The sequence below is a fragment of the Bradyrhizobium sp. PMVTL-01 genome, assembly GCF_051861855.1.
Lineage (GTDB): Bacteria > Pseudomonadota > Alphaproteobacteria > Rhizobiales > Xanthobacteraceae > Bradyrhizobium.
The window spans coordinates 7,217,495-7,235,329 of sequence record NZ_CP193982.1 but is presented as its reverse complement, the minus strand read 5'-3'; the positions used below and the strand labels follow the sequence as shown (position 1 = coordinate 7,235,329).

Sequence of the window (17,835 nt, the reverse complement as noted above, 5' to 3'; positions counted from 1 at the left end):
ATGCGCGTCGATGTGCCCTCGCTCCTTGCGGGAGAGGGCAGCGACGCCGGCAGATACAAACTCACTGGAGTGAGGGGAATCTCTCCGCACTTTCCCGTGCCGATGCAGACCCCTCATCCGGCGCTTCGCGCCACCTTCTCCAAGAGGAGAAGGAAGGCATTCGAGCTGCATAACGGTTGCTCTACGCCCGCCGCTCCTTGGCCGGCTTCTTCCTGGACGCATTCAGCGCCACCGCCGCCCGGATCAGCGCCTTCAACGCCTTTTCGTTGATCTTCTCGCCCTCGCGAATATCGATCGCGCGGCGCACATTGCCCTCGAGGCTTGAATTGAACAGGCCCCCGGGATCATCCAGCGCCGCGCCCTTGGCGAAAGTCAGCTTCACCACGTCCTTGTAGGTCTCACCGGTACAGATGATGCCGTCGTGCTCCCACACGGGAACGCCGCGCCATTTCCATTCCTCGGCGACGTCAGGGTCCGCTTCCCTGATCAGGCCGCGGACCCGCGCCAGCATCTCGCCGCGCCAGTCGCCGAGCTCCCTGATCCTGCCGTCGATCAGTTTTGATGGTGACGCGCTGCTCGCGTCATTCGCGCTCTTCTTTGCGGTCACGGCCTTCTTCATGATCACGCCTCTTGCCGCGCGCCGTCGCGGCGGCCAAGATACGGCAGCGCGAACAGATAGAGCCCGGTCGCGAGCAGCGGGAGCAGCGGAACGAGCGCGAGCAGGTCGATCCCTATGGCCTGCACCTGGATCGTCATGGCGACGACGTTGGCGATGACTGCGACCGTGAATGCCATCGACAGCCAGCGATGGATCTGCCGAATCCACATGTTCGTGCTCATTGGGATCTCCTTTGGAAAATCTATGGAAGACGCCGGCGAGCTAGTCAGCCCGCGCCAGCAGCTCGTCGAGCTTGTTGAAGAACTGCTTCCAGCCGGCATGCGCGCCGCCATAGGCCTGCTTCTGCGTCGCCCTGAAGCCTGCCTGCTCGACGCGTAGATGTGTGCCCGCGCCGGTCGGCGTCAGCGTGAAGGTCACGACGCTTCTGAGGTCGAACGCCGCGTCCTCGTGCGAGAAATTCCAGGTACAGGCGAGCGTCTTCTGCGGCTCGATGGTGAGCACCTCGCAGTCCAGCACGCCGCCCCATTCGCCGCGCAGGTTGAAGCGATGGCCGATCTCGGGCTTGAAGTCGTTCTTCATCAGCCACTCCTCGATCAGGTGCGGCTGCGTCAGCGCGCGCCACAGCCGCTCCGGCGGAAAGGCAAATTCGCGCTCGACGACGACGGATCTGGTCTCGGTCATTGGTCCATCCTCTTCAGGAGATCATCGAGTGCATCGAGCCGGTTCTGCCAGAAGCCGGTCATCTGGCTGGTCCAGTCGACCAGCGGATCGAGCGCGCCGGGCTGCGCGCTGTAATGGGTCTGGCGTCCCTCATGGCGGTCGCGCACGAGGCCCGCCTGCTTCAGCGCGCCGAGATGTTTCGACACCGCCGGCTGGGAAACGCCGGATCGCAGCGTCAGGGCCCCGACCGTCTGCTCGCCCTCTCGGCACAGCCGCTCGAAGATCGCCCGCCGGGTCGGATCGGCCAGAGTCCTGAACAGGAGGTCGTGGGCGGCGGACATGGAGAATCCATAACTCGAAGGTTATGGGTTTAATTCATAACCGTTGGGTTATGGGTAAGTCAAGTGGGACCGGAGATGGGTTGGGAAGGGCATCCACGCGCTCCGCCTCACCTCTCCCGCTTGCGGGGGAGGTCGGCGCGAAGCGCCGGGTGGGGTTCTCTCCTCCCAGTTGCCGGTAACTGATCAGCGCAGGCTGGCGTTGATCTTGTCCAGCACCGCCGAGCCCGGGCACAGGGTGTCCGCTTCCAGCGTGTTGAGCGGGGTCTCGACCGTATTGAGGTGCTCGTGCAGGTCATCGGCGTCGGGGTCGACATAGAGCAGGCCGGTGACGATCTGGCCCTTGGCGGCGTGCTTCGCGAGGAAGGTCTGAGCCCCTAACCGGTCATGCGGATCGTAGTCGGCATCGATCTTGCGCAGCGCGATCTTGCTGCCGTCATGCTGCTCGACCACTTGCACCGTGCCTGGCGCGTAGTCCACCGCGATCGGATCGCGGCCGACCAGCACGTCGAGCCGGTTCACGGCATCATTGTGCTCTCGCACATAGTCGAAGCTCTTGGTCGAGCCGGCGTGGTTGTTGAAGGCGATGCAGGGGCTGATGACGTCGATGAAGGACGCGCCCTTGTGGCCGATCGCGGCCGCGATCAGCGGCACCAGCTGGGCCTTGTCGCCGGAGAACGAGCGCGCCACGAAGGTTGCGCCGAGTTGCAGCGCGATCGCGACGAGGTCGATGGCGTTGTCGGTGTTGGTGACGCCCTTCTTGCTCTTCGAGCCGCGGTCGGCGGTGGCCGAGAACTGGCCCTTGGTCAGGCCGTAGACGCCGTTGTTCTCGACGATATAGGTCATGTTGACGCCGCGCCGGATCGAATGCGCGAACTGGCCGAAGCCGATCGAGGCGGAATCGCCGTCGCCGGAGACCCCGAGATAGATCAGGTCGCGGTTGGCGAGGTTGGCGCCGGTCAGCACGCTGGGCATGCGGCCGTGCACGGAGTTGAAGCCGTGCGAATTGCCGAGGAAATAGTCCGGCGTCTTCGACGAGCAGCCGATGCCGGAGATTTTTGCCACCCGATGCGGCTCGATCGAGAGCTCGTAGCAGGCCTCGATGATCGAGGCTGTGATCGAATCGTGGCCGCAGCCGGCGCACAGCGTCGAGATCTTGCCCTCGTAGTCGCGATGCGTGTAGCCGAGCGTGTTCTTCTTCAGGCCGGGGTGATGGAATTTCGGCTTTGCGATGTAGGTCATGACCGTTTCTCTCTGCTCCCTTGCCGCAATCCGACGTCTCTTTGCACGCGGCCGGGCTGTCGCAACCACACTCGGTCATTGCGAGCGCAGCGAAGCAATCCAGAGTCTTTCCACGGAGGCAGTCTGGATTGCTTCGCTGCGCTCGCAATGACGATGTGGATCCAGTTTGCCATCATGACACGGCCTTGCGGAGGGGGGTCACCTTGAGGTGATCCTGGTGGTCGCCAATGGCTTTTGCGATGAAACGGGCGGTGATCGGCGTGCCGTCGTAATGCACGATCGGAACGAGCCGGACGGGGTCGATGCCATTCTCGTTCACGATGAGCTGGCGCAGCTGACTGTCGCGGTTCTGCTCGACGACATAAACGAAGTCGTGCTCGGCGAGGAAGCTCGCCACGCTCGAATGGAACGGGAACGCGCGGATGCGCAGGCGATCGAGCTGATGCCCGCGCGCCTCCAGCAGGCCGATCGCCTCGTCCATCGCCGGCGAGGTCGAACCGAAATAGATCACGCCATATTTGGTCGGCCGTTCCGCATTGGCCTGCAGCGGCCGCGGCACCAGGTCCTGCGCGGTCTCGAACTTGCGCACCAGCCGCTGCATGTTGTCCGCGTACACCGTGCCTTCCTCCGAGTAACGCGCATAACGGTCGCGCGAGGTGCCCCGGGTGAAATAGGAGCCCTTGGTCGGATGGGTGCCGGGATAGGTGCGATAGGGAATGCCGTCGCCGTCGACGTCGAGATAGCGGCCGAAGTCGCGGCCTTCCTCGAGCATCTCCGCGGTCATGATCTTGCCGCGGTCGTATTGCCTTGCGTCATCCCACTTCAGCGGCCGGCAGAGCCGATGATTCATGCCGATGTCGAGGTCGAGCATCAGGAAGATCGTGGTCTGGAGACGCTCGGCGAGATCGAAGGAAGCCGCCGCGAACTCGAACGCTTCGGCCGGGTCTTCCGGGAACAGCAGCACATGCTTGGTGTCGCCATGCGAAGCATAGGCGCAGGCGATGATGTCGCATTGCTGGGTGCGGGTCGGCATGCCCGTGGAGGGGCCGGCGCGCTGGATGTTCATGATCACCGCGGGAATCTCGGCGAAGTAGGAGAGGCCGATGAACTCCGTCATCAGCGAGATGCCGGGGCCCGAGGTCGCGGTGAAGGCGCGGGCGCCGTTCCAGGAGGCGCCGATGACGATGCCGATCGAGGCCAGCTCGTCCTCGCCCTGCACGATCGCGTATTTCGCCTTGCCGGTCTCCGGATCGTGCCGGTACTTCTTGCAGTGGGCCGTGAAGGCCTCCGCCACCGACGATGACGGTGTGATCGGATACCAGGCGCACACGGTGGCGCCGCCATAGACGGCGCCGAGCGCGGCGGCGCTGTTGCCCTCGATGAAGATGCGGTCGCCGACCTTGTCGGACTTCTTCACCCTGAGCCCGATCGGGCATTTCAGATTCTGCAGCGCCCAGTCGCGGCCGAGATGCAGCGCGTGGACGTTGGAGGAGAGCAGCTTCTCCTTGCCCTTGTACTGCTCGCCGATCAGCTGCTCGATCAGCTTCGGGTCCATGTCGAGCAGCGCCGAGAGGCTGCCCAGATAGATGATGTTCTTGAACAGCTGGCGCTGGCGCGGATCGGTGTAGGTCGAGTTGGTGATCGCGGTGAGCGGCACGCCGATCACGGTGATGTCGTCGCGGAATTTCGTCGACGGCATCGGCTTGGTGGAATCGTAGAACAGGTAGCCGCCCGGCTCGATGCCGGCGACGTCCTTGTCCCAGGTCTGCGGATTCATCGCCACCATCAGGTCGACGCCGCCGCGGGCGCCGAGATGACCCGCTTCCGTCACCCGCACCTCGTACCAGGTCGGCAGGCCCTGGATGTTGGAGGGGAAGATGTTGCGCGGGGACACCGGCACGCCGTGACGCAGGATGGCGCGCGCGAACATCTCGTTGGCGCTGGCCGAGCCCGAGCCGTTGACGTTGGCGAAGCGGACGACGAAGTCGTTTACGCTGCTGATCGGCTTTTTGTCGGACATGTCGAACCTGCGTGAGTCATATCGATGAAATATTTCTGCATGTCCCAGGCTCCGGTGGGACAGCGCTCGGCGCACAGCCCGCAATGCAGACAGACATCCTCGTCCTTCACCATCACCCGCCCGGTTTTGAGGTCGCTGGAGACGTAGAGGTCCTGCTCCGGGTGCGGCGAGGGCGCTTTCAGGCGCTGGCGCAGATCGTCTTCCTCACCATTGTTGGTGAAGGTGATGCAGTCCATCGGGCAGATGTCGGCGCAGGCATCGCACTCGATGCAGAGCGAGGTCGAGAACACCGTCTGGACGTCGCAGTTCAGGCAGCGATGCGCCTCGCCGAGCGCCAGCTTGACGTCGTAGCCGAGTTCGACTTCGGCGCGGATGTCCTTCAGCGCGACGACCTTGTCGCGATGTGGCACCTTGAAGCGCTTGTCGTTGGAAATGTCGTTGTCATAGCTCCATTCGTGGATGCCCATCTTCTGCGAGGAGATTTGCACCTCTGGCAGCGGACGTTCGGTGATGTCTTCGCCCGAGAGCATCTTGTGGATCGACAGCGCGGCGTCATGGCCGTGTGCGACCGCCCAGATGATGTTCTTCGGCCCGAATGCGGCGTCGCCGCCGAAGAAAACCTTTGGATTGGTCGAGACGAACGTCCTCGGGTCGACCTTGGGCATGTGCCATTTGTCGAATTCGATGCCGCAATCCTGCTCGATCCAGGGGAAGGCATTCTCCTGGCCGACCGCGACCAGCACGTCGTCGCAGGGAATGGTCTGATCGGGATCGCCCGAAGGCACCAGATTACGGCGGCCTTTGGCGTCGTATTCGGCTTTGACGTGCTCGAAAGTGACGCCGATCAGCTTGCCGGCGACATGCTTGAATGCCACCGGCACCATGTAGTTGAGGATCGGGATGTCCTCGTGGATCGCGTCTTCCTTCTCCCAGGGCGAGGCCTTCATTTCGTCGAAGCCGGAACGCACGACCACCGTGACTTTCTCGCCGCCGAGCCGGCGCGCGGTTCGGCAGCAATCCATCGCGGTGTTGCCGCCGCCGAGCACGATGACGCGCTTTCCGATCTTGTCGACATGGCCGAACGACACGTTGGCCAGCCATTCGATGCCGATATGGATGTTCGCGGCGGCCTCTTTCCGGCCGGGAATTTCGAGCTCGCGGCCGCGCGGCGCGCCGGAGCCGACGAAGATCGCGTCGTATTTCTCTGCCAGCAGCGACTTCATGCTTTCGATGCGATGGCCGCCCTTGAAGTCGACACCAAGGTTGAGGATGTAGCCGGTCTCCTCGTCGATCACAGAATTGGGCAGGCGGAATTTCGGGATCTGCGAGCGCATCATGCCGCCGGCTTCGGGATCGCCGTCGAACACGGTGCAATGGTAGCCGAGCGGCGCGAGATCGCGTGCAACGGTCAACGACGCCGGACCGCCGCCTACAAGGGCAACACGCTTGCCGTTCTTCGGCGAGGGGCGCGGCAGACGCTGCTTGATGTCGTCCTTGAAGTCGGCAGCGACGCGCTTGAGGCGGCAGATCGCCACCGGATTTTCCTCTACGCGTCCGCGGCGGCACGCCGGCTCGCAGGGACGATCGCAGGTGCGTCCCAGAATTCCGGGAAACACGTTCGATTTCCAATTGATCATGTAGGCGTCGCTGTAGCGGCCTTGTGCGATCAGTCGGATGTATTCGGGAACCGGGGTGTGCGCAGGACAGGCCCACTGGCAATCGACCACTTTGTGAAAGTAGTCGGGGGCCGCGATATCGGTCGGTTTCATTCCTACCCTGTCCGCGCAGGCTCAAAGACCCGGCGGCCTCTTCTGAGCTTCTCGGACGCTTATTGTGCGTCGATCTGGTTTCTGAATGACGTCATTGGGTTAGCTTATTAGAACCAGTCCGAAGCACAACGGCAAATTTGGGTGATGACCTGCTTTCATGGGAGCTGCGCGTGCACAGCATTAACGCGCCGCGCGACGTGTGGGTGCGGTGCAATATGTTGCGATGCAGATGGCTGCTTCAGCGCGCGATGTCGCTCTTTGCGAGGTCCCACATCAGACAGTAGGTGCCGACCGAGACGGGAAGCAGGAACGGCGCCGCTGCGGGACCGGTGAAGCGCTCGGCGATGACTGCCGAGACCGCACCGACATGCGTGCCGTCGATCAGGACGAACCAGTCGCGTGCACCTTCGTGGCGCACGGCCGGAATCTCAGGCGTTGCGCCCGACAATTCCGGCTCGCTCTCGAGCAGATGCATCGAGATGATGCCGGCGTGATTTTCCGGCGCCAGCCTTTCTTGCAGTGCGTCACGCCATACTGCGGCATTCTCGGGCGTCGGCCGCAGCCGCACCACCCCGAGCGCCGCCCCGCGCCCGGTGCCGTTGCTGATCGTGATGCGGGCCACGACGCGCAGCATGTCCTTGAAACGCGCCATGGTCTGCCGCGACCAGTCGGTCGGGTTGGCGAGCCGCGCCTTGTAGTCGGGGCTGTCGAGCACGTCGAGCGTCGCTGTCGAATAGAGGCAGAGATACTTTGGATTGGCGGCATGCGCGACATAGCGCCGCGCTTCCAGGAAACCCTCGATCGCGACCCGCTCTTCCAGATGCTCGCGATCGTACCAGCGATTGAGCTCGGCTTCATCGGCGGCGTCGATGTTCATCGACGTCAGCAGCATGCCTTTCCCGGCGAGCGGCATTGTTCTTGTTGTCCTGTTATCGCGCCTCAGCGCGCGGCCTTCGAAGCAAGATCCGCGATCGACTTCATGACCGCGTCCCTCACGCCGCCATCATAGAGCGAATGGCCGGCTTCTTCCACGATCCGAATCTCGGAACCGGGCCAGACTTTCGCAAGGGCATGCGATGTCTCAGGCGGGCACAACAGGTCATAGCGGCCCTGGACGATGATGCCGGGAATGCCTTCGAGCCTGCCCGCATTCTGCAGCAGCTGCTCTGCGGTCATGAAGCCGTCGTTGACGAAATAATGCGCTTCCATGAACGGTGTCGCGGGCAATGTGCGCCAGACGTTCAGCGAGGCGAGGTCGAGCCGCGTCCTCGCGGGCTTGTGCTCGGACAAGATGCGCTCGGTGTCGTGCCAGGCCTTCGCCGCCGGGCCGTGCACGGCCGGGTCGGCATCGAGGATGCGGCGCCAACAGGCGTCTACCGGCTGGTCCCGCTCCTCTGGTGGCAGAACGCTGAGGAAGTCCTCGTAAAGCGCGGGATAGAATTGCGACAGGCGCGTCGTGAAGGCCGTCACGACCTCGGCCCGCGTGCCCAGGAAGGTTGCACGGAGCGCGATGCCCGACACGCGCTCGGGATGCGCTTCTGCATACGCCAGCGCCAGCGTCGCGCCCCAGGAGCCGCCGACCACCATCCAGCGCTCGAAGCCGAACTTCTCGCGGATCTTCTCCATGTCGGCAATCAGATGCGCCGTGGTGTTGTGCTCGCGTGATCCCTTGGGACGGCTGCGGCCGCAGCCGCGCTGGTCGAACAGCACCGCGCAGAACCGGTCGGGGTCGAACAGCCGGCGATGATCGGGCTGGCAGCCGCTGCCGGGCCCGCCATGCAGATAGACCGCAGGGATTCCGTCCGCGCGGCCGATGCTCTCGACATAGAGCTCATGGCCCCCGCCGACGTCGAGCATGTCGGAGGTCAGCGGCGCAAAGGGATCGGCACGCCTGACCGCTGTGCCTGCGTCGGCGTCAGGCGTCATTCTCGGATTCCAGGGTGCCGCCGGCAAAGTTGCGATACAGGAAGCGGTTGGTCTCGCCCTCGGCCTCGCGCTCGGCCTGCTTGAAGATGGTCTCGTGCAGCGGCGACAGCGCGCAGGCCGGATCGGTGTTGGTGGCATCGCCGGTCAGCGCGAAGGCCTGGCAGCGGCAGCCGCCGAAATCGATCTCGCGGAATTCGCAAGACTTGCACGGCTCCTTCATCCAGCCGGTGCCGCGATAGCGGTTGAAGGCGTCCGAGTTCTGCCAGATCCAGGCGATCGAATGGTTGGAGCGGACGGATTCGAAATCGAGCCCCGTGATGCTCTCGGCGGCGTGGCACGGCAGCACCTTGCCGGCGGGCGAGATGTTGAAGAACTGCCGGCCCCAGCCGCCCATGCATTTCTTCGGCCGCAGCGCGTAATAGTCGGGCACGACGTAGTCGATGGTCAGCCGGCCCTTCAGCCGTTCGCGCGCTTCCTCGACGAGGCGGGTGCACTCATCGAGTTGCGCCACGGTCGGCATCAAGGCGGCGCGGTTCTTCAGCGCCCAGCCGTAATATTGCACATTGGCGACCTCGAGCCGGTCGGCATCGAGATCCAGCGCCATCTGGATGATCTCGGGAAGCTGGTGCAGGTTCTGCCGATGCATCACCGCGTTCACGGTGAGCGGCAGGTCGAGCTCGCGCGTCCATTTCGCGACCTCGAGCTTCTTGCGATGGCCGTTCTTGTAGCCGGCGACACGATCGGCGAGGCCTTCCTCGACGCCCTGGAAAGAGATCTGGACGTGGCAGAGCCCGACGTCGGCGAGATCGCTGAGCTTCTCGCGTGTCAGCAACACGGCCGAGGTGATGAGATTGGTGTAGAGGCCGGCGTCGCTCGCATGCTTGACCAGCTCGACGAGGTCCTTGCGTGCGGTGGGCTCGCCACCGGAGAAATGCACCTGCAGCACGCCGATCTCGGCGAGCTCGCTCAGCACCTTCTTCCATTCCTCCGTGGTCAGCTCCTTGCCCGAACGGTCGAGCTCGACCGGGTTGGAGCAGTAGGGGCATTGCAGCGGGCAGCGATGGGTGATCTCCAGCAGCACGGCGAGCGGGATGCCGAAAGTCTCCGCCGTCGAGCGCTGCTTCTCCAGCACGGCGAGGCCGTCGCTGGTCCCGGGCGGGATGTTGCCGAGCACGTCGCTCATGACGTCTTCTCCCGGGCCTCGGTGAGGAAGCCCTTGTCGGCGAGATCCTGCAGCATGACGATGACGTCGGCCAGGATCGCCTCGCGCGGTGCGGCGTACTTCGCCGCCAGTTGATCCGCGACGTCGCCGACATTGCGCTCGCCATTGCAGAGCTGCAAGACCTCGACCGCGATCTCGTCGGGCGCCAGCACGCGTTCGGGCGCGAGAATGACCCAGACCTTCCGCGTCTCGTCATATTTCAGCCTGGCATGCCGCGGCAGCAACGGGCGGCTTGCCTCGCTGACGCTGATGTTTCGCGGCCCGGCCATAACTCTAATCCCTCAGCTCGCTTCGGGCACGAACGCGCCCGGCGGAATGTGGCCCTCGACATAGGCGTGCTGGAGCGCATCTAACTGCACCCACAGCACGTTGGTCTTGAAGATCAGCGCGTTGCACACGAGCGCGCGCTGCTCCGGCGTCGTGGCGTGCGCCTTGACGTAGTCGAGCGCGAAATTGGCGTCGCGCGGCGCCTGGGTCAGCCGCCGCTTGAAGTAGCTCATGATATCAGGATTGACGAAGTCGTAATGCGCCAGCATGCCGGAGATGCGCTCTTCATGCAGGTTCGGCGCGAACAGCTCGGTGAGCGACGAGGCGATCGCCTCCAGCGGGCTTTTTTCGCGGCAGTAGTGCACGTAGGCTTCCACCGCGAAACGCGTCGCGGGCAGGATGCCTTCGGTGGATTCCACGTACGCGGTGTCGAGGCCGAGCCCTTCGGTCAGCTTCAGCCAGCGCTCGATGCCGCCCTCGGAGCCGACGTCGCCGTCATGGTCCTCGATGCGGTGGCGCCATTCCACGCGCGTGGCGCGGTCGCGGAAGCGCGAGATCACCACCGCGTCCTTGATCGGGATCGTGCTCTGGTAATAGTAGCGGTTGAGGGCCCAGGCCTGCACCTGGCCCTTGTTCAGCTTGCCGCCGTGCAACAGCTTATGGAACGGATGCAGGCTGTGATAGCGCGTAGCTCCGATGTGGCGCAGCATCGCCTCCAGTTCCTCGGCGCTCGCGAGCCTGATGTCCTTGCCGATCGAGAGCGCGGTCATTCCAGTTATTGACGCGGCATTCACAGCACGATCTCCGTTCCATCCCCAGGTATCTGCCAGCCCGCCTGTTCGACCGCTTTTCGCTCGCTTGAGCCGGGCAGCAGCGCCGGGTTCGAGTTATTGATATGCAGAAATATCTTCCTGTCGATATCGAGATCGGCGAGCCGCGCGATCGCACCGTCCGCGCCGGACATCGCGACATGGCCCATGCTCTTGCCGGTCTTGTGGCCGAGCCCGGCCTTGATCATCTCGTCGTCCTGCCACACCGTGCCGTCGAAGAACACCAGCGCGGCGCCATCGATCTCGGCCCTCAGCGCGTCGGTGACCTCGGCGCAGGCGGCAATGAAGTAGAAGCACTTGCCGGTGGCCTTGTCGGTGATCTTCAGCCCCAGCGTATCGCCGTCGCCGGTCTCGCCGCCGGGATGGGCCTTGCCTTCGAGATACCAGGCCGATTTGCCGGGCACGGCGAAGGGCAGCACCTCGAGCCCTGTGCGGGCGCCGTCAGGCAGCCGCGGCTCGAACGGCTCGCCTATTCCGATCGCCTGGCGCTTGACGTTCTTCTCGTTCAGCACGTTGAAGATGCTGTTGCTCTTCAGGATCGCCAGCACCTTCTCATGGGCATAGACCGTGAAGGGCGAGCCTTCGCGCATCGACAGCAGGCCGGCCACGGCATCGACTTCGCCGTTGGTCAGGATCACGCCCGCAACCGGCGTATGGCGCAGCGCGCCGGCCTTCGGATGCAGCTGCGGCGTGGCGTTCAATTGCTGGCGGAGATCGGGCGAGGCGTTGATCAGGAACCAGTGCTCGCCGTCGCCACTGAAGGCAACCGAGGCCTGGGTTCGATGGAGCCCTTGTCCATTCGCACGGGCCGCGCGGCAGCCCTCGCAACCGCAATTCCATTGCGGCACTCCGCCGCCGGCCCCTGCGCCCAGGACGACGACGCGAAGCATGATCCGTCTCCTGGAGGCAACGTCGCGAGGTGGAACTCAGGCCGACACCAAATCTACCTTCCGGCAACGCGTCGTGACCGAAAGTGCTCGACCGCAAGAACCACCTGCGCAGAACGCGTACACACCAACCGCTTACTTGCGGGTGGCGCTCACATACATGTTGATTTCCATGCCGCAGGGCACTTCGACGATCTTCGGGGCTTTCCAGGCCATTTGGCTCTCCATTTTCGCGAATTCGGACGTATCCGCCCGCAGATAAATTAATGCGGGCCGAAAAGTTCGCCAGTGAAATTTTCCCGACCTAGGTAGTAGACCGGCGGGATTGTTGCGTTGCAAAGAGAGCGTATTGCGGCCGTAAAGATGAGCGAATGACATCCGCAAAATAGCCGATAGGTCGTGATCCCTGTCGGGATAACCCAGTTGTGAGTATGGAACGGCTTTCAATCGGCTACAGGCGACCCCATTGGATCATGCATGCCCAGATATTTCTTCAACACCCGTATCGGCGACGAATTGATCGTGGATCCTGACGGCGAGGACCTTCGCAATCCCGATCGCGCCTCGGAGGTCGCCCGCCAGATGATCCTGGAGGTCCTGAAATCGGAAGGAACCCAGCCGGCGCTGCTGGAGGCGGTCATCGAGGTCACCGATTCCGACGGCGATATCGTGCTGGAGTTTCCCTTCACCGAGGCGCTGCTGGACATGCCGGACCCGTCGGTGACGCGGCATTAGAGGCCCATGCTCGGGTAAGGAGCGCGCCACTCTCTCCACCGTCATTGCGAGCGTAGCGAAGCAATCCAGAATCCCTCCGCGGAGGCAGTCTGGATTGTTTTCGTCGCAAAGGCTCCTCGCAATGGCGGCGAATGAGGCACCATCCGGCACCAAACCCCCTTTGCCCTTGCGAAATCCGCATGGCTTTGCCGCGTTCCCGGCGCTAAAAGACGCGGGTCATACGGAGCAAGCCATGCAAGATCTCTGGCGCCTGTCGGCCGCCGACCTCGCCACCCTCGTCAGGTCCAAAAAAGTGTCCGCCCGGGAGGCCGCCAAGGCCGGCCTCGACCGCCTGGACGCGGTCAACCCGGCCCTCAATGCCGTGATCGACCACCGGCCGGAGGACGTGCTCAAGCAGGCCGACGCCGTCGATGCCGTCATTGCCAGGGGCGAGGACCCCGGTGTGCTGGCCGGCGTGCCCGTCACCATCAAGGCCAATGTCGACCAGGAGGGCTTTGCCACCACCAACGGCCTCAAGCTGCAGCGCGACCTGATCGCGCGCGAGGACAATCCGGTCGTCGGCAATTTCCGCAAAGCCGGCGCCGTCCTGCTCGGCCGCACCAACTGCCCGGCCTTCTCCTATCGCTGGTTCACCACCAACCTGGTCCATGGCGACACCAAGAACCCGCGCGACGCCTCGCTGACCCCGGGCGGCTCCTCCGGCGGCGCCGGCTCGGCGGTCGCGGCCGGCATCGGCCACATCGCCCATGGCACCGACATTGCCGGGTCGATCCGCTATCCCGCCTATGCCTGCGGCGTGCACGGCCTGCGCCCGACGCTGGGCCGCATTCCCGCCTTCAATCCGGCGCTGCCTGAGCGCCCGATCGGGCCTCAGATCATGGCGGTCTCGGGCCCGCTGGCCCGCACCGTGAATGATCTGCGCATCTCGCTCGAAGCGATGTCGGCCCGCGACATCCGCGATCCCTGGTATGTCCCTGCGCCGCTCGAAGGTCCGGCGCGGCCGAAACGCGCTGCGCTTTGCCTCAACCCGAACGGCCTTGCCACGACACCGGAGGTGAAGGCGGCGGTCAGCGATGCCGGCAAGCGCCTGGAGCGCGCGGGCTGGACCGTCGACGTGATCGGGGACACCCCGCCGATGCGTGAAGCGGTCGAGTGGCAGATCAAGCTGTGGCTCGGCGACGGCTATGAGGCGCAGCTCGAGATGGCCGAGCGCGAGGGCGATCCCGGCGCGCTGGCCTGCCTGCGCGGCAACCGCGGCAGGGTGACGCCGATGGACCAGGCCAATTACGCCAAGGCGCTGACCCGAAGAGCTACGCTGACGCGCGACTGGATGCTGTTCTTCGAAAAATACGCCGTGCTGCTGACGCCGGTCTCCGGCGAATTGCCGTTCCCCGATCATCTCGACCGCAAGGACGAGGCGTCCTTCAAGCGCGTCTGGGAAGCGCAGCTGCCGCAGATCGCGATTCCCTTCATGGGCCTGCCGGGCCTCGTGGTCTCCACCGGCCTCGTCGGCAAGGCGCCGGTCGGCGTGCACATCGTCTCCGGTCGCTATCGCGAGGACCTCTGCCTGCGCGCGGGCGAGGCGATCGAGGCCGGCGGCGTGCCGCCGTCGCCGATCGACCCCGTGGCTTAAGCGATGGCCGTGATCTACGACTTCAAGGCCAACTCGCTTGCGGGCGAGGAGGTGCCCATGCGCCGGTTCGAGGGACAGGTGCTCCTGATCGTCAACACCGCGAGCAAATGCGGCTTCACGCCGCAATATCGCGGCCTCGAGGATCTCTATCGCGATCTGTCGCCGCGCGGCTTCTCCGTGCTCGGCTTTCCCTGCAATCAGTTCGGCGCGCAGGAGCCGGGGCAGGCGAGCGAGATCCGGGAATTCTGCTCGACCCGTTACGACGTCACTTTTCCCCTGTTCGAGAAGATCGACGTCAACGGGCCGAAGGCGCATCCGTTGTATGAGTATCTGAAACGTCAGCAATCCGGCCTGTTGGGCGCCTCCATCAAATGGAATTTCACCAAATTCCTGGTGGACCGGGCCGGCAAGGTGATCGCGCGCTACGCGCCGACCGCAAAGCCGGAAGGATTGCGGCAGCAAATCGAAACACTGTTGTGAGCGAGACAATCATGAGCGACGAATTTCCCGACCGCCTGTCGGTCGACCCGAACAGCCCCTACTACAACGCGGACATCCTGTCGCGCGACGTCGGCATCCGCTTCAAAGGCATCGAGAAGACCAATGTCGAGGAGTACTGCATCAGCGAAGGCTGGGTCCGCGTCACCGCCGGCAACGCCAAGGACCGCTACGGCAACCCGCTGACCATCAAGGTGCACGGTCCGGTCGAGCCGTATTTTCGCGACAAGAAATAGTTCGAGCAGAGCGCCGCTCTCCCCTCGTCATTGCGAGAAGCGCAATCTGTCTCCTCGCAATGACGGTGGAGAGAGCGGAAGTCATCCGTGGTCGTCCGAGCCCGCGGCGGGCGGTCGTTGTTTCGCGAGCCGCCGCCCCGCACGCCGTCATTGCGAGCGCAGCGAAGCAATCCAGAATCTTTCCGCGGAAGCAGTCTGGATTGCCTCGTCGCAAGGGCTCCTCGCAATGACGGTGGAGAGAGCGGAAGTCATCCGTGGATCCGAGCCTGCGGCGGGCGGTCGTTGGGTTACGCGAGCCGTTGCCTCAAACTCCGTCATTGCGAGCGCAGCGAAGCAATCCAGAATCTTTCCGCGGAAGCAGTCTGGATTGCCTCGTCGCAAGGGCTCCTCGCAATGACGGTGGAGAGAGCGGAAGTCATCCGTGGTCGTCCGAGCCCGCGGCGGGCGGTCGTTGGGTTGCGCGAGCCGTTGCCTCAAACTCCGTCATTGCGAGCGCAGCGAAGCAATCCAGAATCTCTCCGCGGAAGCAGTCCGGATTGCCTCGTCGCAAGGGCTCCTCGCAATGACGGTGGAGAGAGCGGAAGTCACCCGTGGATCCGAGCCTGCGGCGGGCGGTCGTTGGGTTGCGCGAGCCGTTGCCCCGCACGCCGTCATTGCGAGCGCAGCGAAGCAATCCAGATCTCTCCGCGGCGGCAGTCTGGATTGCTTCGTCGCAAGGGCTCCTCGCAATGACGAAGTAGCAAAAACCTCGCAATCATCTCCTGGTTGTGCTATTATAATGGCTGTTCTCAGCCGAGTACTATCATGAAGCAGCCCTGCGTGTACATGTTCGCCAATCGCCGCAATGGGACGATCTACACGGGCGTCACCTCCAATCCGCCGCGCCGCGCGTTCGAGCATCGCGAGGGATTGGTCAAGGGCTTTTCGTCGAAGTACGGCTGCAAGCTCCTCGTCTGGTACGAGTTGCACGCCACCATGCCCGATGCGATTGCGCGCGAGAAGCAAATCAAGGGCGGCAGTCGGGCAAGGAAACTCGCGCTGATCGAGAGCCTCAATCCCGACTGGAAAGATTTGTACGAGACGCTGATCTGACCGGCAGTAGCAAGTCGCGAGCCGCCGCCCCGCACGCCGTCATTGCGAGCGCAGCGAAGCAATCCAGAATCTCTCCGCGGCGGCGGTCTGGATTGCTTCGTCGCAAGGGCTCCTCGCAATGACGGCGTGGCAAGCGTCCGCCCCTTACGAGAGCCGCATATCCAGCAGCCGCCGTCCTTCGCCCTTGAGCAGCTTCTTCACCGCGCTGGAGGCCACCACCTCGCCGTCGTTGGCGTAGGCCTCGTGGTTCTTTTCGATGTCGTCGAGGCGGTAGAGGTAGTTGACCATCACGCCGGCGGACTCGCGCACGCCCTTCGGCGAGAGGTCGCCCAGCCAGTTGATGCGCTCCAGACGCGCGCCGTTGCCGAGATGGAAGCGGGCGACGGAATCGATCAGCCGGCCCTTCGGCGTGCGCGCCTTCAGGAAATAATAGGCCGCGAGCGGCTCCAGCACGCCGCGGAGCAGCGTCGTGGTCTCGGGGCTCTCGAACCATTTGGGATCGTCGAGGCGCTTCAGCACCTCGCGGTCCTCGTCCGACAGCGGCAGGTCCTTGTCCTGCTTCACCCATGGCATGAAGCCCGGCACCGGCGACAGCGTCACGAAGGTGTCGAGCTTCGGCAGCTCGCGGCGCAGCTCCTCCACCACCTGCTTGATCAGGAAGCTGCCGAAGGAGATGCCGCCAAGGCCGCGCTGGGTGTTGGAGATCGAGTAGAATACGGCGGTGCGCGCCTTCTCGATGGGAAGGTGCTGGCGATCGACGGCAAGCAGCGGCGCGATCGCGCCGGGGATGGTTTCGGTCAGCGCCACCTCGACGAAGATCAAGGGCTCGTCGACCATCGCCGGATGGAAGAAGGCGTAGCAGCGGCGGTCGACCGGATCGATGCGGCGGCGCAGATCGTCCCAGTCGCTGATCTCGTGCACGGCTTCGTAACGGATGATCTTTTCGAGGATGTTGGCCGGGGTCGACCAGTCGATCCTGCGCAGCACGAGAAACCCCCTGTTGAACCACGAAGAGAGGAGATGCGAGACGTCGCGATCGAGCGCGGCGAGATCGGTGTGCCCGTTCATCATGCCGAGCAGGTCGGCGCGCATGGCGACGAGATCGCCGGTGCCGCCGGGCGCGCGGTTGAGGCGGCGGATCAGCTCCTGCCGCCGCGGCTCCGAGGCGAAATGCAGCGAGCTGGCGTCCTCGTCCGTCGGCTTGGCGCGCCACTTCTCGATCGCCGCGGACAGCCGTTCCCGGTCCGGCCCGAAATCGCGCACCAGTGCCTCGAAGAAGGCGCGGCGTCCCGCCGCATCCAGAGCCCGGTAGAGGTCGAGCACCTCGCGTGCCATTGCCGTGCCGGAGGCCTCGCCCCGGCCCGACAGCAGCGCGCCGCAGAGCTCGATCAGCCCGTCGGCATCCTGTTTGGTGTCAGCACCATCGCCGCGGCGAAGCAGCGTGCGGCCACGCTCGGAGATGGTGGCGAGCAGGTCGGAGAAGAAGGCGTTGGCCATCTGGGCTTTTCGAATCCGGTTTGTGCGGTGCGCGAAGCTTACACGGGATTTAGCCGAAAGCCGATCACAATCAAGCAGGCGGATTTGGCAACTTTAGTTGGGCCGTGCGTTTGGAGAATGCTGTCATCCCGGCGAGGGCGGGCATCCGGTGACATTTGGAGAAGGGGGAAGCTGCCTCAAACACCGTCATTGCGAGCGCAGCGAAGCAATCCAGACTGTCGCCGCGGCAGGATTCTGGATTGCTTCGCTGCGTCCGCAATGACGGAGAATGTGGCGGCATTTCGCGCAACGTCCACGCCGAGGTCCGTCGCGGGCCAAGGCGCCTGGGAATATGCCAGCGCTCTTTCCCCGTCATTGCGAGGAG

20 protein-coding genes are annotated in these 17,835 nt (G+C 64.1%); 5 read left to right on the top strand and 15 right to left on the bottom strand.

All coding sequences use genetic code 11. The features are described from left to right. Positions 1–181: 181 nt before the first annotated feature. From ACRQ5Q_RS34895 to pqqA, 14 genes are all read right to left on the bottom strand, one after another. A complete protein-coding gene (locus ACRQ5Q_RS34895; protein WP_439394449.1) occupies positions 182–619 on the bottom strand; it encodes a DUF1801 domain-containing protein in 438 nt (145 codons plus the stop codon). 2 nt (positions 620–621) lie between these two features. Next, on the bottom strand, positions 622–840 hold the full coding sequence (locus tag ACRQ5Q_RS34890; protein WP_439394447.1) for a hypothetical protein: 219 nt from the start codon (positions 838–840) through the stop codon (positions 622–624). A 40-nt stretch (positions 841–880) separates the two neighbouring features. Next, the gene (locus tag ACRQ5Q_RS34885) at positions 881–1,300 is read right to left on the bottom strand and encodes an SRPBCC family protein (protein ID WP_439394445.1); all 420 of its coding nucleotides are present in this window, start codon (positions 1,298–1,300) and stop codon (positions 881–883) included. Beyond that, entirely contained in the window at positions 1,297–1,620 is a 324-nt protein-coding gene (locus ACRQ5Q_RS34880; protein WP_439394443.1) for an ArsR/SmtB family transcription factor, read from the bottom strand. The genes ACRQ5Q_RS34885 and ACRQ5Q_RS34880 overlap by 4 nt, the downstream gene beginning before the upstream one ends. Positions 1,621–1,803: 183 nt before the next feature. Next, entirely contained in the window at positions 1,804–2,859 is a 1,056-nt protein-coding gene (locus tag ACRQ5Q_RS34875; RefSeq protein ID WP_439370147.1) for a 2-oxoacid:ferredoxin oxidoreductase subunit beta, read from the bottom strand. Positions 2,860–3,031: 172 nt separating this feature from the next. After that, a complete protein-coding gene (locus ACRQ5Q_RS34870; protein WP_439370146.1) occupies positions 3,032–4,879 on the bottom strand; it encodes a 2-oxoacid:acceptor oxidoreductase subunit alpha in 1,848 nt (615 codons plus the stop codon). Then, the gene (locus tag ACRQ5Q_RS34865) at positions 4,849–6,648 is read right to left on the bottom strand and encodes an FAD-dependent oxidoreductase (RefSeq protein ID WP_439394442.1); all 1,800 of its coding nucleotides are present in this window, start codon (positions 6,646–6,648) and stop codon (positions 4,849–4,851) included. The genes ACRQ5Q_RS34870 and ACRQ5Q_RS34865 overlap by 31 nt, the downstream gene beginning before the upstream one ends. A 238-nt stretch (positions 6,649–6,886) precedes the next feature. Then, a complete protein-coding gene (locus ACRQ5Q_RS34860; RefSeq protein ID WP_439370144.1) occupies positions 6,887–7,561 on the bottom strand; it encodes a hypothetical protein in 675 nt (224 codons plus the stop codon). A gap of 26 nt (positions 7,562–7,587) precedes the next feature. Continuing rightward, entirely contained in the window at positions 7,588–8,574 is a 987-nt protein-coding gene (gene pip / locus ACRQ5Q_RS34855; protein ID WP_439370143.1) for a prolyl aminopeptidase, read from the bottom strand. Further along, on the bottom strand, positions 8,564–9,757 hold the full coding sequence (gene pqqE / locus ACRQ5Q_RS34850) for a pyrroloquinoline quinone biosynthesis protein PqqE (protein ID WP_439394440.1): 1,194 nt from the start codon (positions 9,755–9,757) through the stop codon (positions 8,564–8,566). Before pqqE ends, pip begins: the two co-directional genes overlap by 11 nt. Further along, on the bottom strand, positions 9,754–10,065 hold the full coding sequence (gene pqqD / locus ACRQ5Q_RS34845; protein ID WP_439370141.1) for a pyrroloquinoline quinone biosynthesis peptide chaperone PqqD: 312 nt from the start codon (positions 10,063–10,065) through the stop codon (positions 9,754–9,756). Before pqqD ends, pqqE begins: the two co-directional genes overlap by 4 nt. A 12-nt stretch (positions 10,066–10,077) precedes the next feature. Then, positions 10,078–10,833 carry a pyrroloquinoline-quinone synthase PqqC gene (gene pqqC / locus ACRQ5Q_RS34840; RefSeq protein ID WP_439370140.1) on the bottom strand — a complete coding sequence of 252 codons (756 nt, stop codon included), beginning with the start codon at positions 10,831–10,833 and terminating at the stop codon, positions 10,078–10,080. A gap of 20 nt (positions 10,834–10,853) precedes the next feature. Further along, the gene (gene pqqB, locus ACRQ5Q_RS34835; protein WP_439394438.1) at positions 10,854–11,783 is read right to left on the bottom strand and encodes a pyrroloquinoline quinone biosynthesis protein PqqB; all 930 of its coding nucleotides are present in this window, start codon (positions 11,781–11,783) and stop codon (positions 10,854–10,856) included. A 132-nt stretch (positions 11,784–11,915) separates the two neighbouring features. After that, entirely contained in the window at positions 11,916–11,996 is an 81-nt protein-coding gene (gene pqqA, locus ACRQ5Q_RS34830) for a pyrroloquinoline quinone precursor peptide PqqA (protein WP_007595659.1), read from the bottom strand. 261 nt (positions 11,997–12,257) lie between these two features. On the opposite strand from pqqA, the gene ACRQ5Q_RS34825 reads away from it, so the two are divergent. The 5 genes from ACRQ5Q_RS34825 to ACRQ5Q_RS34805 all read left to right on the top strand — a co-directional run bounded on the left by ACRQ5Q_RS34825 (position 12,258) and on the right by ACRQ5Q_RS34805 (position 15,974). Next, complete coding sequence (locus ACRQ5Q_RS34825) at positions 12,258–12,515, top strand: DUF6894 family protein (RefSeq protein ID WP_439394436.1); 258 nt, start codon at positions 12,258–12,260, stop codon at positions 12,513–12,515. Positions 12,516–12,747: 232 nt separating this feature from the next. Further along, positions 12,748–14,148: an amidase family protein gene (locus ACRQ5Q_RS34820; protein ID WP_439370137.1), complete on the top strand. Its 1,401-nt coding sequence runs from the start codon at positions 12,748–12,750 to the stop codon at positions 14,146–14,148. 3 nt (positions 14,149–14,151) lie between these two features. Continuing rightward, on the top strand, positions 14,152–14,628 hold the full coding sequence (locus ACRQ5Q_RS34815) for a glutathione peroxidase (RefSeq protein WP_439370136.1): 477 nt from the start codon (positions 14,152–14,154) through the stop codon (positions 14,626–14,628). An 11-nt stretch (positions 14,629–14,639) separates the two neighbouring features. Continuing rightward, positions 14,640–14,882, top strand: coding sequence for a DUF3297 family protein (locus ACRQ5Q_RS34810; protein ID WP_164937929.1), 243 nt, complete (start codon positions 14,640–14,642; stop codon positions 14,880–14,882). Positions 14,883–15,686: 804 nt separating this feature from the next. Further along, entirely contained in the window at positions 15,687–15,974 is a 288-nt protein-coding gene (locus ACRQ5Q_RS34805; protein WP_439394434.1) for a GIY-YIG nuclease family protein, read from the top strand. A 144-nt stretch (positions 15,975–16,118) separates the two neighbouring features. Here the strand turns inward: ACRQ5Q_RS34805 and ACRQ5Q_RS34800 are convergent, their stop codons facing one another. Continuing rightward, entirely contained in the window at positions 16,119–17,471 is a 1,353-nt protein-coding gene (locus ACRQ5Q_RS34800; protein WP_439370134.1) for a malonyl-CoA decarboxylase, read from the bottom strand. Between the last annotated feature and the right edge of the window lie 364 nt (positions 17,472–17,835).